This is a genomic window from Mycobacteroides sp. CBMA 271 (assembly GCF_009729205.1).
In the GTDB taxonomy this organism is placed as follows: Bacteria; Actinomycetota; Actinomycetes; order Mycobacteriales; family Mycobacteriaceae; genus Mycobacterium.
Window position 1 is genome coordinate 146280 of the sequence record NZ_VTHB01000009.1, and the last position, 13180, is coordinate 159459.

Annotated in this window: 17 protein-coding genes and 1 riboswitch; of the genes, 7 read left to right on the forward strand and 10 right to left on the reverse strand. The window is 66.0% G+C overall.

Annotated features, from left to right (window positions below):
- Nucleotide 1 precedes the first annotated feature (1 nt).
- The 4 genes from FZI91_RS22645 to moaA form a co-directional block, all read right to left on the reverse strand.
- Complete coding sequence (locus tag FZI91_RS22645) at nucleotides 2-796, reverse strand: class I SAM-dependent methyltransferase (protein WP_162525537.1); 795 nt, start codon at nucleotides 794-796, stop codon at nucleotides 2-4.
- 284 nt (nucleotides 797-1080) lie between these two features.
- On the reverse strand, nucleotides 1081-2178 hold the full coding sequence (locus FZI91_RS22650) for a transglycosylase family protein (RefSeq protein ID WP_155941339.1): 1098 nt from the start codon (nucleotides 2176-2178) through the stop codon (nucleotides 1081-1083).
- Nucleotides 2179-2188: 10 nt separating this feature from the next.
- A riboswitch (cyclic di-AMP (ydaO/yuaA leader) is annotated at nucleotides 2189-2370 on the reverse strand.
- Nucleotides 2371-2674: 304 nt separating this feature from the next.
- Nucleotides 2675-2929, reverse strand: coding sequence for a MoaD/ThiS family protein (locus FZI91_RS22660; protein WP_155941340.1), 255 nt, complete (start codon nucleotides 2927-2929; stop codon nucleotides 2675-2677).
- Nucleotides 2930-2935: 6 nt separating this feature from the next.
- Complete coding sequence (moaA, locus tag FZI91_RS22665; protein WP_155941341.1) at nucleotides 2936-3928, reverse strand: GTP 3',8-cyclase MoaA; 993 nt, start codon at nucleotides 3926-3928, stop codon at nucleotides 2936-2938.
- 92 nt (nucleotides 3929-4020) lie between these two features.
- Between moaA and FZI91_RS22670 the strand changes: the two genes are divergently transcribed.
- Together FZI91_RS22670 and FZI91_RS22675 are read left to right on the forward strand one after the other, a co-directional pair.
- A complete protein-coding gene (locus tag FZI91_RS22670) occupies nucleotides 4021-4437 on the forward strand; it encodes a cold-shock protein (RefSeq protein WP_162525566.1) in 417 nt (138 codons plus the stop codon).
- Between the two features lie 28 nt (nucleotides 4438-4465).
- Nucleotides 4466-5158 (forward strand): DNA alkylation repair protein, encoded by a 693-nt coding sequence (locus tag FZI91_RS22675; RefSeq protein WP_155941441.1) that lies wholly within the window; start codon nucleotides 4466-4468, stop codon nucleotides 5156-5158.
- Here the strand turns inward: FZI91_RS22675 and FZI91_RS22680 are convergent.
- Both FZI91_RS22680 and FZI91_RS22685 read right to left on the reverse strand, forming a co-directional pair.
- Nucleotides 5155-5655: a DUF2771 family protein gene (locus FZI91_RS22680; protein WP_162525538.1), complete on the reverse strand. Its 501-nt coding sequence runs from the start codon at nucleotides 5653-5655 to the stop codon at nucleotides 5155-5157. The genes FZI91_RS22675 and FZI91_RS22680 overlap by 4 nt on opposite strands.
- Nucleotides 5652-7184, reverse strand: a complete 1533-nt coding sequence (locus tag FZI91_RS22685) for an MFS transporter (RefSeq protein ID WP_162525567.1) — start codon at nucleotides 7182-7184, stop codon at nucleotides 5652-5654. Before FZI91_RS22685 ends, FZI91_RS22680 begins: the two co-directional genes overlap by 4 nt.
- A gap of 139 nt (nucleotides 7185-7323) precedes the next feature.
- Here FZI91_RS22685 and FZI91_RS22690 point away from each other — a divergent pair, with 139 nt between their 5' ends.
- Nucleotides 7324-8076, forward strand: a complete 753-nt coding sequence (locus tag FZI91_RS22690; protein WP_155941343.1) for a DUF3027 domain-containing protein — start codon at nucleotides 7324-7326, stop codon at nucleotides 8074-8076.
- Here FZI91_RS22690 and FZI91_RS22695 read toward each other — a convergent pair.
- Nucleotides 8073-8534: an SRPBCC family protein gene (locus FZI91_RS22695; RefSeq protein ID WP_155941344.1), complete on the reverse strand. Its 462-nt coding sequence runs from the start codon at nucleotides 8532-8534 to the stop codon at nucleotides 8073-8075. The genes FZI91_RS22690 and FZI91_RS22695 overlap by 4 nt on opposite strands.
- 43 nt (nucleotides 8535-8577) lie before the next feature.
- Nucleotides 8578-8823 (reverse strand): DUF2530 domain-containing protein, encoded by a 246-nt coding sequence (locus FZI91_RS22700; protein WP_162525539.1) that lies wholly within the window; start codon nucleotides 8821-8823, stop codon nucleotides 8578-8580.
- Nucleotides 8824-8903: 80 nt separating this feature from the next.
- Between FZI91_RS22700 and FZI91_RS22705 the strand changes: the two genes are divergently transcribed.
- Genes FZI91_RS22705 through FZI91_RS22720 form a run of 4 tightly spaced genes read left to right on the forward strand, consistent with a single transcriptional unit; the run spans nucleotide 8904 to nucleotide 11774 of the window.
- Nucleotides 8904-9335 carry a MarR family winged helix-turn-helix transcriptional regulator gene (locus tag FZI91_RS22705; RefSeq protein ID WP_162525540.1) on the forward strand — a complete coding sequence of 144 codons (432 nt, stop codon included), beginning with the start codon at nucleotides 8904-8906 and terminating at the stop codon, nucleotides 9333-9335.
- 34 nt (nucleotides 9336-9369) lie between these two features.
- Nucleotides 9370-10692 carry an MFS transporter gene (locus FZI91_RS22710; RefSeq protein ID WP_162525541.1) on the forward strand — a complete coding sequence of 441 codons (1323 nt, stop codon included), beginning with the start codon at nucleotides 9370-9372 and terminating at the stop codon, nucleotides 10690-10692.
- The gene (locus FZI91_RS22715; protein ID WP_155941345.1) at nucleotides 10693-11505 is read left to right on the forward strand and encodes an RNA methyltransferase; all 813 of its coding nucleotides are present in this window, start codon (nucleotides 10693-10695) and stop codon (nucleotides 11503-11505) included.
- Complete coding sequence (locus FZI91_RS22720) at nucleotides 11502-11774, forward strand: DUF2537 domain-containing protein (RefSeq protein ID WP_155941346.1); 273 nt, start codon at nucleotides 11502-11504, stop codon at nucleotides 11772-11774. Before FZI91_RS22715 ends, FZI91_RS22720 begins: the two co-directional genes overlap by 4 nt.
- A 4-nt stretch (nucleotides 11775-11778) precedes the next feature.
- On the opposite strand, the gene FZI91_RS22725 is transcribed toward FZI91_RS22720, so the two are convergent.
- Nucleotides 11779-12318, reverse strand: coding sequence for a putative immunity protein (locus FZI91_RS22725; RefSeq protein WP_162525542.1), 540 nt, complete (start codon nucleotides 12316-12318; stop codon nucleotides 11779-11781).
- The gene (sepH, locus tag FZI91_RS22730) at nucleotides 12319-13140 is read right to left on the reverse strand and encodes a septation protein SepH (protein ID WP_162525543.1); all 822 of its coding nucleotides are present in this window, start codon (nucleotides 13138-13140) and stop codon (nucleotides 12319-12321) included.
- Between the last annotated feature and the right edge of the window lie 40 nt (nucleotides 13141-13180).

Below are 13180 nucleotides of genomic sequence, written 5' to 3' on the forward strand. Positions count from 1 at the left end.
ATCAGCCTCTTTCCGCGACGATGTTGAAGAACGGCATGTGGATCAGGTCGTCGTCGAGTTGTTGCAGACGTTCGAAGGTCCGCTGTGCCCGCTCGGCCACGCCCGGCTGCTCGAAGCGTTCACGCATGTCGGCGGGCATCTGCTCGGGGTCGATGCCGGCGAGCGCGGCGCCGACGAATGCCGCGCGGGATCCGAGATATGTTGTCCGACCGAAGTATTGGATGTTCCAGCGGGCTTCTGCTAGCACGCTATTGATTTCCTCGGGGTCTTGCACGCCGAAGGGCATCGCGATGCCGTTGACGGTGCCATCGCCAAAGCATGCGATGAACCAGCGCGCTCCCGGCCGGGTGGCCCGATGCAGCGCGGTGGCGTATTGCTGATGGCCGTCGTGGTCGAAACAGTGGTACACGGCGCTGTCGAGGACGGTGTCGAACCTTCCGTCCCACCCGTCGAGTGTGGTGGCGTCGGCCACCTCAAGATTGACGTTCACTCCGGCCGCGGCGGCGCGCTGCTTGGCCTGTGCGATGGCCGACGGTGAGAAGTCCAGGCCGGTGACGGACAGGCCTTGCTTGGCGAGGTAGATGGAGTTTTCGCCGAGGCCGCAGCCGATGTCCAAGATGTCGCCGCGCAGCGCACCGTATGCGGCGAGCTCTTTGACCCTGGGCTGCGCGTCTTTGATATCCCAGGGGACGCCGGCGGCCGGGGCGCCCTCGAACATGGGTTGGCCGTTGTAGACCGCTTCGAATGTTTCTTGACTTGGTACGTCCGGGGGAGTGGCCGATGCCGTCATGGTCACCAACGTACGCCTCGAAGCCGAGGTGTCAACTCCATTGACAACAAGCACAAGGCGCCTTGATCCGCCCGCTGAAAGGGTTACCCCGCAATGTTTCTGGAGAGCTGGCACCTCGGTGGCCAGCGCCTCCTGGCCAAACGCATGCCGATCTCGCGTGCGCGCATGAAGCTTCGGCGCCGGACGCGAGATCGGCATGCGTTTGCGGGGCTGGGGGCTGGCCGGACTAGTTGCCCGCAACGACAATCGCCCCGGTCGTGTTGACCGGGGCGATTGACGAAATACGTGAGTTAGCGCTGAGCCAGGGCCAAGATCGCGTCGCTGGCCTTGACGTCCTGCGTCTGCATCGCGAAGACGATGTCCTTCAGGTAGGACACTCCGCGACTGTCGCCACTCGATTCGGTGGTGGTGCCGGGAGGCAGGTTGTTCGGGTCGGGCAGGTGGCGAACCACGTCCGAGATCGCCTCGGGGCTGGTCGGCAGGCCGTTGGAGGCCGTCGGGCCGGCTTCATAGGCGGCCTTGCCGGCGGCGAAGCCGATGTCCGCAGTGTCCGGGACGCCGGCCGGAAGTGGGAGCTCGGCGGCGGGAGCGGGCTCGGGTGCTGGGTCTGCGGGCACCGGGCCCGACTGGAACTCGTACGGCTGAACCTCGTCCGCGGGAGCCGGTGCAGCTTCCGGGGCGGGAGCCTCGTCGACGACGGGCGCCTCAGGTGCCGGTGCGGCGATGATCTCGGGGGCAGGAGCTTCGTCGACAGGAGCCTCGGGCTCGGGTGCCGGGGCGGGCTCGGCCGGTGCGGGGCCGGACTGGAAATCGACCTCCTGGACCTCGGGGGCCGGGGCTACTTCGGCGACAGGTGCCTCGGGAGCGGGAATGTCCTCGACTACGGGAGCCTCAGGGGCCTCGGCGACGATCTGCTCGTCGGCCTCTGGAGCCGGAGCGGGTTCGGGTGCCGGTGCGGGCTCGGCGGCCTGCTGCTCGTGGTGAGCGGCGGGCGTGATGTCTGCTGCGGGGGCAGTCCGCGGGGTGGAGCCGGACAGGCCACGACCGCAGACCGGCCAGGCGCCACGGCCTTGACCCGCGAGCACCTTCTCGGCGACCGCGATCTGCTGCTCTTTGGTGGCCAGGTGAGCGGACGGGGCGTACTGGCCGCCACCGCTGCTGATCCAGGTGCTGGGCGAGAACTGCAGCCCGCCCTGGTACCCGTTGCCGGTGTTGATGGCCCAGTTGTTACCAGACTCGCAACGTGCGACCTGGTCCCACTCGCCGTCGGTGGCCGCGCTGGCCGTCGCGGCCATCATGAGGCCGCCTCCGACGAGGCCCGCGCCTGCTACTGCGACCTTGGCCGCCTTGGCGCCTACTTTGGTGGGCTTGTTGTGCCGTCCACTCATATGTCCGTCGTGTTCCTCTCTATGACGCACCTGCGAAGTCAGCTGTCGGGTTCGAACGAGAGGTTCGCTCGGCCCGGTTTCCCGGGCTTCACCCCAAGAACCATGAAGGTTCGTGCTGGAGATCGGCAGATCTCCGGCGGATGGGTCCCCCGCCTCCGTCCCTTGGTTTACCGACCCAGATAGTTCTAGCTGGGTGCCATACCCGAGGGACGGAGCTCGGTGCGCGGGTACGGACTCTGGATGACGGTACGTGCCCCCGTGCGTCTCGTCATGTTGGTCGCATGTCGGTGTTTCGCCGTCGATGGGATGCGTTTATTCCCGTCGAGGTGTGGTTGTCGCAGGTTGATGCGCAGCTCCACCGCCCCGTGTCCACGCCGTGACCCTACTGTGACCTTTCGAGGTGTGTCGCAGATCACGAAATTGTGTGGGCATCTCTATATGCGACTCTCAGAATTGCCTTAGAGCTTCCTTAGGAAATGGGTGTGCCTGCGCGGTTCTATCCGCCAGCGAACGGAGGCAGAACATCCACCACAGACCCCGATTCGGGCCGTTCAGAGCGGTTGCGGACGGCCACGCCGTCGTAGAGGAAGGAACAACGCGCCAAAACGTGTTCCAGTTCCGCCCCTTTTGCGGCCAGGTGACGGGTCAGATCGTCGAAGGACGCCCCCGCGGGGAGTTCAACGGTCTCTTCCTGGATGCCGGCCGCGGACGCAGCGGCGGCGAAGTATCTGACGGTGATGCTCGCAACCATGCAGATCTAGCCGCCGATTGCGCTCATGGGCCGGTCCGGCTGCAGGAAGGACGGGTCGTTGATGCCGTGGCCCGGCTTCTTGCCCCACATGGCCGTCTGCCATGCCGACGCGACCGCGGCGTCGTCCGCGCCCGAACGCAGTAGCCCGCGCAGGTCCGTTTCCGTGGTGGCGAATAGGCAATTGCGGATCTGACCGTCAGCCGTCAGTCGGGTGCGGTCGCAGTCTCCACAGAACGGGCGAGACACCGACGCGATGATCCCAACGGTGGCGGGGCCGCCGTCCACCAGCCAGCGTTGGGCTGGGGCACTTCCGCGTGGTGCAGGATCCTCACTCAATGAGAACTGGCGGCTCAGCGCCGCATGAACCTCGTCGGCCGTCACCATCAGGTCCCGGTTCCAGCTGTGTCCGGCATCGAGCGGCATCTGCTCGATGATCCGCAGCTCGTATCCGTGGTCCAGGCTGAACCGCAGCAGCGTGACCGCGTCCTCTTTGTATTGTTCGGGCGTCAAAACCGCGTTGATCTTGATCGGGGCCAGCCCGGCTGCGGTGGCGGCCTCAAGTCCCTTGAGGACTTCGGGCAGTCGGTCGCGGCGGGTAACTTCGGTGAAGCGGCTCGCGTCCAACGTGTCCAGCGACACGTTTATGCGATCCAGCCCGGCCTCCCGGAGTGCGGAGGCGTGCCGGTCCAGACCAAGGCCGTTGGTGGTGAGCGCGATGTTTGGCCGAGGCGTGAGCGCTGCGACGGCGGCGACGAGCCGGTGAATGTCCTTAAATATCAACGGTTCCCCACCGGTGAATCGGACGCTGCGGATCCCGAGCTGCGTCACCGCGATGGCGATGAGCCGGATGAATTCGTCGGTGGTGAGCAGGGCGTCGCTGCGCAGCCAGTCGAGTCCCTCGGCGGGCATGCAGTACGTGCACCGCAGATTGCATCGGTCGGTCAACGACACCCGTAAGTCGGCGGCGACCCGACCGTGAGAATCGAGGAGAGGCGCCATACTGCCAGCGTAGCGACCGCTTGCGCCGCCCGCGTAAGATGACCAGTCACCGCGTCCTATCTGGGGCGCGTTAATCATGTGAGGTGAGTGCAGTGCCAACCGGCAAGGTCAAGTGGTACGACGCCGAAAAGGGCTTCGGCTTCCTGTCGCAGGAGGACGGCGAGGACGTGTACGTCCGGTCCTCGGCGCTGCCTGCTGGCGTGGAAGGGCTCAAGGCCGGACAGAAGGTCGAGTTCGGCATGGCCGCCGGCCGTCGTGGGCCGCAGGCGCTGACCCTCAAGCTGATCGACGCGCCGCCGTCGGTGCAGTCCAAGCCGCGCCGCGAGAGCAGCGGACCGGTCAATCACAAGCACACCACCGACGAGCTGCACGGCATGATCGAGGACATGATCACCCTGCTGGAGGGCACGGTGCAGAGCGAGCTGCGCAAGGGGCGCTACCCGGACCGCAAGATCGCCCGCAAGGTGTCCGAGGTTGTACGCGCGGTCGCGGCCGAGCTGGACGCCTGATCTGACGGCGATTCGCGCCGACGATGTGATGGCGGCGCTCGATGCCGCCGGCGATCCCGACCGCGCCAAGAAATCGGCGCGGTTCTTTAAGACCGGGCCCGGTGAATACGGCGAGGGCGATGTCTTCGTCGGCGTGTCCGTGCCGGATCAGCGCACGCTGGCGCGGGGGTTCCGCGGCATCGGGCGTGACCAGGTGGTGCGGCTGCTGGCCAGTGAGGTGCACGAGCATCGATTGACGGCGCTGATCCTGGCGGGCTGGGAGTTCGATCATGCGACGGGCGCCGATCGGCAGGCCTGGGTGGACACCTACCTCGAACAGGTCCACGCCGGGCGGATCAACAACTGGGATTTGGTCGATTCGTCCGCTGAGCAGATTCTCGGTGAATTCCTTGTCGGACAGGACTATTCGCTGCTGCGGAAGCTGGCCGCCGAAGACGATCTCTGGCGGCGGCGGGTGGGCATCATCGGCACCTTCGCCTTCACCAAACGCGGGGATGTGGGGCCGCTACTTGAGGTCGCACCTTTGGTGATCGACGACCGTCGTGATCTCATTCAGAAGGCCTACGGCTGGATGCTGCGCGAGGCCGGAAAGCGTTGTGGCGCCGAGGTACTGCTCGGATATCTGGACGCGCATGCCGCGGCGATGGGACGGACCGCGCTGAGCTACGCCACCGAACATGTGGACGCCGAGGTGCGCGCGGAATACCGCTCCCGGCGCTAGGAGTTCCAGACCGTGGCCACCGACCAGACGGCGCGAGCCCGGAAATCCTGCTGGCCGAGTTCGTCGATGCCGACTGTCGGTATGGACACCTCGATACCCACCAGTTTTCTCCCCGACTCGTCGACCGTGGGAACGGTGAGTGCCGTGCGGTGGTCGAAGTAGGTGACTCCGTGGGCGTACTGCACCGACGGGTTCGCTAGTTCGGCGTACACCGGCTTGACCCCGAACGGTCCCATTGTGATCTGCTTGTCAATCGAAAGCTGAACGGGTGCAGTGTCTTTCACGGGCAGCTCGGCGATACTGCCGGGCGCGTCGCACTCGGTGAGCGTTCTGTCGCAGTAGAGCACCGGGCCGAATCGCACCAACCTGCCATGGGTGAATGCGCTGACTTCCGGTCGTTCCTGCTCATGTCCACGCAGCTGCCAGGCAATGAACCCGACCATGCCGACAGCGGTCAGTACCAGGACGGCGGCCAGCGCCGCCAACTTCACCTTCACGCGGCTACTTTCCCACCTTCTTGTTCGGCCATCACCGGGCGATTACCGCCCAGACCCGGAATCAGTGAGGCGCCGCGGAAGCTGGCCAAGGTCTGGGCCAGGCCGAGAATGAGTACCGCCGACACCACCGTGAACCCCACCCATAGGTCGGTGTAGATCATCACGCCGATCGCGCCGCCCAGCACCCAGGACAGCTGCAGCAGTGCCTCGGACCGACCGAACGCCGATGCCCGGGATTCCTCGGGTAGGTCGTCCTGCAGGGAAGCGTCCAGGGATGCCTTCGCGATCGCGCTGACACCCGACGTCACCAGTGTCGCGAACACCACGACCGCCAGGACGCCGGCGATTGCCGCGGCCAATGCCACCACCGTCACCGCGCTGGCGCAGCGCACCACGAGCAGCGCGGGACGGCCGAGCTTGAGCCGGGCGCTGGTGGCATTCCCGGCGAAGTTGCCGATGCCGGCGGCGGCGCCGATCATCCCCAATATCGCGAGCTGCTGGAAGCCGTGCGCGTCATGGGATTTCGCGACGAACGCCGGGTACAGGGTGAGGAACCCGACCATCACCTTGATGGTGCTGTTGCCCCACAGCGCGGTGATGATGTTGCGGCCCAGCGGCTGCCGGACCTTGTCCTGCTGCTTAGCGGAGCGCCGCAGCAGGACGGTCGGGTGTTCGCCGTCGTCGCCGTGATAGCCGAAGGTGGTCGGAACCTCGCCCATGGTCACCTCGACCCACTTCGGGATGCGCATGGATGCCCAGGCGCCTACTGCCGCGGCCGCCATGACGGCAAAAAGCGCTCCGGGCAAATGGAGCAGCCGAGTGAACGCGAGCTCGAAGGCTCCGGCGATCGCGCCGCCCACAATGGTGCCGCCGACCAGTCCGAAGGTGGTGAGACGCGAATTGACCCGAACCAGATCGATGGTGGGTGGCAGCACTCGTGGCGTCACGGCGCTGCGCAACACGCCAAAGGACTTGGAGAGCACCAGCATTGACAGCGCGCATGGGTACAGCACCCACGGCGGAAAGCTGCCGGTGGCGCCGTCGTAGTTGGCGATCATGATGATGGCTAGCAGGATGCGTAGCCCGAACGAGGCGGCCAGTGCGACCCGGCGTCCGTGCTGCAGACGGTCCAATGCGGGACCGATCAGGGGAGCGATCACGGCGAACGGCGCGATGGTGATGACGAGATAGAGCGCCACCTTGCTCTTGGATTCGGCGGTCGCGGCCGCGAAGAACAGCGTGTTGGCGAGGGCCACAGCCATGGCGGCGTCCACCGCGAAGTTGGCCATAACCGGATAGGTGAGCGCCGTCAGTCCCGACTTGTCGGCACCGTCGGCGGTAGCGGCCTTGTGGAACAGCCCGTACATGCGCGAGCCCATCTCGCGACCGCGCATCGCAGCGACCCGGGTGACTGTCAGCTTCGACGGGTTCTCCTGCTCGGGCGGGGGCCGTCGCCGTACCCGCTCCCGACGTTCCTCGCCGAGCGGCGGCAGGTAGCGGTTCGATGAGCCCGTCGGATAGTTGGCCATTCCCGGGTGGGAGTTGGCGTCACGCGGGTCCTGCTCATGGCGACGAGAGGGGGACTCGCTACTGCCTTGGCGGTTCCCGAACCGCGCGTAGTCGTCCCGCACGCATCGATTGTCCCTCACGGTGAGAAGATGGTCAGCGATGGACATCACTATCTCCGGCCACGACGCCCTTTACACCTGTATTGAGCAGGCGCGTACGGCCATCATCGAGTTCAGCGGCGAGACCGTGGGCAAGTACCTCGGGGCCTCGTCCGTCGAGACCGATCTACATGCGTTGACCCACCGCTTCGAGGCCGACCTGCCCGGGTACCGCGGTTGGCACTGGGAGGTGGTGATGGCCGCCTCACCGGGCGCGACCGCTGCCACCATCAGTGAGGTGGTGCTTGTTCCGGGCGCCGAGGCGCTGCGCGCGCCGAGCTGGGTGCCGTGGGATGAGCGCATCCGCCCGGGAGATCTGGGGCCGGGCGATCTGCTCGCGCCGCCGCCCAATGACCCGCGGCTGGTGCCCGGGTACACCGATAGCGGGGATGCGCAGGTCACTGAGACTGCCGGCGAGATCGGGTTGGGCCGCAAGCAGGTCATGAGCCTTGACGGCCGCCTCGACGCCGCGCAGCGGTGGTTCGATGGAGACTGGGGCCCGGACACCGAGATGGCGCGTGCTACCCGCCGGGTCTGTCGATCCTGCGGTTTCTATCTACCGCTGGCCGGATCATTGGGCGTGACATTTGGTGCGTGCGCCAATTCGATGTCGGCCGACGGGCGCGTCGTGCACATTGACTACGGCTGCGGCGCTCACTCGGATACGCCGCAGCCGGTCAATTCCTCGATGCCGTTGTACGAGCCGTTCGACGACGGCGTCCTGGACATCGAGGCCTCACCTGCGGGGGACTAGGCCCCTTCGGCGGCTGCCTTGATCTTGGACAGCGAGGTCCGCATTCCCTCAAGCAGCACCTCGTCGAACACCTCGGTGCCGCCGAACATCAGGTTCTGCAGATTGGTCGAGATCGCCGACCGCTTGTCGCCCAGCACCCGGCGCTCGGTGATCCGGGTGCCACCGGCAGTGGTGGGCTCCAGGTCGTAGCTCCATTCGCTCAAGTTGTCCTTGATGTACCAGGCCAGCCGCTTGTTGGGCTCGACGGCGGTCAGCACCGCTCGCGTCGGCCACACCTTCCATCCCTTGCGGTTGTAGTTGATGACGTTGGTGCCCGCCTGTACGGGGCCGCGGATGAACATCTTGCGGGTCTGCGGGCTCCACTTCGGCATGTTGTTGAGGTCGGCGAGCAACCCCCATACCTTGTCCACGGGCGCGTTGATCTCGACGGCGGTTTCCAGCAGTGACGCGTTAGGCATGGGGACTCCTTCTGGTTGTCGGTCTTACGGGGTTCGTGTCGGGTTACAAGCCGGTTTGGGCGCCGCGTGAACCGCGCCGGGCGGCGCGCACTTGCAGCAGGACGATTGCGGTGCCCAGCGCGCCGGTACCGAGCCCGGCAAGCGTGATGGGACGCCCGCTTTCGAACGCGGGAATGGTGAAGGTAAGGACGTTGGCGATCAGCCACAGCACGGTGCCTGCCACGACGACCGGCCACGGATTGAGCAGTGCGGCCGGGAGCGGGGGCGGTTGGGGCGCGGGGGTGTCCACTAGATCCGCAGCATACGTGGGGAGAACTAGACCGGGCTAGCTCCCTGTGTAAGCCCTGGACGTGCCGTAAGGTTTGGGCCGTGAGCGAGCCCGATGCCCGGTTAGCCAGCGATCTGTCACTCGTTGTCGTCCGCCTGGCTCGGCATCTGCGGTTCCGTCGCGCGGACTCGCCGGTTTCCCTGACGCAGTTGTCGGCGCTGGCCACGTTGCTCAACGAGGGCGCAATGACCCCGGGTGCGTTGGCCGCGCGCGAGCGTGTGCAGCCTCCCTCGATGACGCGCGTGATCGCCTCGCTGGCTGAGCTCGGGTTGGTGGAACGCTCGGCGCATCCGACCGATGGACGTCAGGTGGTTGTCTCGCTTTCGGAGGCCGGCGCCGACATCGTGCAGGCGGATCGCAATGCCCGTGAGGAGTGGCTGCGCGAGCACCTGGACGATTTCACGCCGGATCAACGGACGGTGCTGCGGCAGGCAACGAACCTGCTGTCGGCCCTGGTCAATGAAAACGGTTAGCTACCAAACTAGTTAGGCTCTAAAATAATATCCCGTGGCTGATCGCGGCGGAATCTTCGTATCGCTGCGCACACGTAACTACCGGCTCTGGATCAGCGGCCAGATGGTGTCGCTCATCGGCACCTGGATGCAGCGCGTGGCGCAGGACTGGCTGGTGCTGGACCTCTCACACGGCAACGCTTTCCTGCTCGGCGTGGTGATGGCGCTGCAATTCGGGCCGACCCTGCTGTTGTCGGCATGGGGTGGGGTGTTGGCCGATCGCTATGACAAGCGGCGCATGCTCATGGTCACCCAGGCGCTGATGGCGCTGTGTGCGTTGAGTGTGGGCGTTCTGCAGGTCACCGGGTTGGTTCGCATCTGGCATGTTATGGCGATAGCCCTAGCGATGGGGTGTGTGGCGGCGATCGAAGCCCCCACTCGGCAGTCCTTCACCATCGAGATGGTGGGTCCGGAGCACCTCCCCAACGCCGTCGGAATCAATTCGATGGTGTTCAACCTGGCCGGCATCGTCGGGCCGGCGATCTCCGGGGTGCTGATCGGGCTGATCGGTACTGGCTGCGTCTTCCTGCTGAACTTCATCAGTTTCGTCGGTGTGGGTGTCGCGTTGTGGCGCATGCGTCCGGCGGAACTACGTCCCAGCGATCCGATTCCGGCCGCCAAGGGCCAATTACGTCAAGGCTTCTCGTACGTGTGGAATCGCCGCGACCTGTTCATGGTCATGCTGACGGTATTTGTGGTGGCGACGTTCGGGTTGAACTTCTCGCTGACGCTGGCGGTGCTGGCACGCGAAACCTTCGGGCGCGGCGCCGCGTCCTACGGAATGCTGTCCACATGCTTGGCGTTCGGTACGCTGCTCGGCGCGACACTGGCAGCCCGTCGCACTAAACAGGTGCGGATGCGTTTGTTCTTTGGCGCGGCAGTAGCTTTCGGGATATCCGAGGCAGTGGTCAGTGTGATGCCGACCTATTTCGCGGTGGCGGTCGCCCTGGTGCCGACGGGACTGCTCGCGTTGACGTTCACTACGGCGGCGATGAATATCATTCAGCTATCCGTGGATTCGCAGCTGCGGGGAAGGGTGATGGGGATTTACATGGTGGCTTTCCTGGGCGGCACACCGCTGGGCAGCCCGTTGGTCGGTTGGCTGGCGGATCTGCATGGTGGGCGGATGCCACTGTTGGTCGGCGGAGTTGTTTCGGTGGCGGCGGGGCTAGCCTGTGCGACCTATTTGCGCCGTCATCCGTGTCTGGTTGTCGCCGAGGATATTTCGGGGACTGACGACGTGCTGAACGGCCCGGTGCCACCTGCTCCCGCGGCGACCCCGGTGTGTGAGCCGACCCCGCTGGCGAGGCGACGCTAGATGCTGGTCATTGACGTGGACAACGCGGCGGACCCGCGGCTGGACAGCTTCCGCGATCTCAACAGCGTCGATCGCCGGCCCGATTTGCCCAGCGGCAAGGGTTTGGTGATCGCGGAGGGTGTGCTGGTCGCGCAGCGCATGCTGGCCTCTAGATTCGCACCCTTCGCGCTTTTGGGCACCGACCGTCGATTAGCCGAGCTGGCAAGTGATCTCGCGTCCGTTGAGGTGCCGTACTACCGGGCAAGTGCAGAGGTGATGGCGCAGGTCGTCGGGTTTCACCTCAATCGTGGAGTGCTCGCGGCGTCGCGCCGTCCCGAGGAATTGTCGGCGGTCGAGCTGATGGAGAGCGCACGCACGGTTGCGGTGCTGGAGGGCGTCAACGACCACGAGAATCTGGGATCGATTTTCCGCAACGCGGCCGGTATGGGGGTGGATGCGGTGCTTTTCGGCAGCGGTTGTGCCGACCCGCTGTACCGCAGGGCAGTGCGGGTGTCGATGGGGCACGCACTGCTGGTGCCGTTCGCGCGTCTTCCAGAATGGCCGAAGTCGTTGTACAGGTTGCGGGACAACGGGTTCCGATTGTTGGCTATGACACCAGCTGGCGATTCGCAGGAATTGGCCGATGCCATACCGCCCTTGCGGGACGAGAAGGTGGCACTGATGGTGGGCGCGGAGGGACCGGGGTTGACCGATATTGCGTTACGGGCCAGCGACGTACGGGTGCGCATTCCGATGGCCAACGGCACCGACTCGTTGAACGTCGCCACTGCCGCTGCGCTGGCCTTCTACGAACGCGCTAGGCTCGCGCCATGACGGACACGGAGACGCCGTGGGCCGAGGGCATCGTGTCGGCGATGTGCGTGGCGGTAGTGGTCGCGGTGGGTGTGGTGGTGCTGAGCCTCGGCCTGGCGCACGTGCACCCGGTCTGGGCGGTCCTGCTCAATATTGTGGCGGTGGGCGGACTTTCGCCGACGCTGTGGGGGTGGCGGGAACGCCCGGTGTTGCGGTGGTTCGTGCTGGGTATCGCGATTGGAATCGCCGCCGGATGGGTGGCTACCGTCGTGACGGGGCTTATCACCTAGCCGGCTACCTGAGGCGCAGCGCTGCATCCAGGGTGCGCGTGATGTCACCGACGGGTCCGCCGCCGGGCGGTGCGACCGGATAGCGCCGCAAGACATCGACCACAACCCGCGGCACATCGTTGATCGCGGTATCGATGAAGGCCGCGCCCGCCGCGGTGCTGCCGTCGATTTCGAGGGCGCGTGCGGTTTCCGCGGCGGAGCCCAGGATGTGGTGCACCTGAGTGGCTTTGGCCAAGGGGTGCAGGAACGCCGCACCGGCGGTGTGACCGGCCGCTCGTGCGGCGTGGTACACGGCCGGCTGCTGGGCGTCGCGCGCTTCTTGCGCCGCGCGGTGCGCATCCCATGCGGCATCGCGGATTGGCTTTGTCCGCTTGGCCCCTGCGGCGAAAGCGACCGCCACGTCCATCGCGTGGCGTGCCCGCGGGTCGTCGGGCCGGATGCGCTCAAAGATCCCGAGCGAGGGCTGCGCGCACGCAACTGACCATGCGGTTACCTGCCGGATTTCGTCGAGAGTGAGATCGATCGAGTCGGAGGCGTCGGCCACTTAATTTTGGCCGCTGGACCGAATTCCCAGCAGGACGTCTTCCCAGGCGGGTACCGCAGGCTTGTTTCGGCGCGAGCGCCGCGGAGCGGAAACCGGCTGAGCATCGGCCTGCTCGTCAGCGGCAGGTTCCGGTGCCTGGATCGGTTCGGGCTCAGGCCGCGGCGCGGGGTGCTCGTCGAACAACTCCGGCTCGGAGTCGGGCAGTAGGGGCGCCACCGGGGCGAGGGGGCGCAGGCTGCGAGTGAACGCCGGATCGATCAGCTCGCGAGCGGAATCGTCGAGCACGGTTACGGTGCCGCCGTGGGCTCCCGGTGTGTACCGAAAGTGGGCTTTGTTGTCGGACCGGCCGGCCCGCCATTGCAGCTGGACGGTCCACCGACCGTCCTCGACCTTCCACGCGTCCCACTCGATGGCGTCGGGGTCGAGCCCGCGCGCGAACATCGCGGTGGCGACGGTGTCGGCGAGTGTGCTGACCGTGGGGCCATCGTTGCGGACGGGGTGGGCAGCGGTGGCCATTTCGGCGGCGCGCTGCCTTTCCAGCAGCACGGGATGAGCGAATCGTTCAATCCGGGAGACATCAACTCCGGCGGAGGCCGCTACTTGTTCGACGGTGGCGCCGGCACGGATGCGCGACTGGATTTCCCGGGGTCGCAACGAACTCTCCATTTCGATCTGAATCTGTCCAAGGCGGGACAGATCACCCCGCGCGGCCGCACGGAGTCGGTCGTCGGCATCGAGTGCGAACTTGTCGGCGCTGTTGGCGTCCTGGCAGATCACTCGCTTGCCGTCGGCTGACAGACCGATGACTTTCAGTTCGCGCACGATGCCCTCCTCGCCCTGGACTGGATGACCCAGTTCTTGG

Bases quoted from the DNA above. Each gene is read 5' to 3' on its own strand.
- FZI91_RS22695 (WP_155941344.1), bottom strand. From the start codon at position 8,534: ATGCCTAACGCGTCACTGCTGGAAACCGCCGTCGAGATCAACGCGCCC.
- FZI91_RS22690 (WP_155941343.1), top strand. From the start codon at position 7,324: ATGGACATCACTATCTCCGGCCACGACGCCCTTTACACCTGTATTGAG.
- FZI91_RS22715 (WP_155941345.1), top strand. From the start codon at position 10,693: ATGCTGGTCATTGACGTGGACAACGCGGCGGACCCGCGGCTGGACAGC.
- FZI91_RS22650 (WP_155941339.1), bottom strand. From the start codon at position 2,178: ATGAGTGGACGGCACAACAAGCCCACCAAAGTAGGCGCCAAGGCGGCC.
- FZI91_RS22675 (WP_155941441.1), top strand. From the start codon at position 4,466: ATGGCGGCGCTCGATGCCGCCGGCGATCCCGACCGCGCCAAGAAATCG.
- FZI91_RS22720 (WP_155941346.1), top strand. From the start codon at position 11,502: ATGACGGACACGGAGACGCCGTGGGCCGAGGGCATCGTGTCGGCGATG.
- moaA (WP_155941341.1), bottom strand. From the start codon at position 3,928: ATGGCGCCTCTCCTCGATTCTCACGGTCGGGTCGCCGCCGACTTACGG.
- FZI91_RS22685 (WP_162525567.1), bottom strand. From the start codon at position 7,184: ATGGCCAACTATCCGACGGGCTCATCGAACCGCTACCTGCCGCCGCTC.
- FZI91_RS22660 (WP_155941340.1), bottom strand. From the start codon at position 2,929: ATGGTTGCGAGCATCACCGTCAGATACTTCGCCGCCGCTGCGTCCGCG.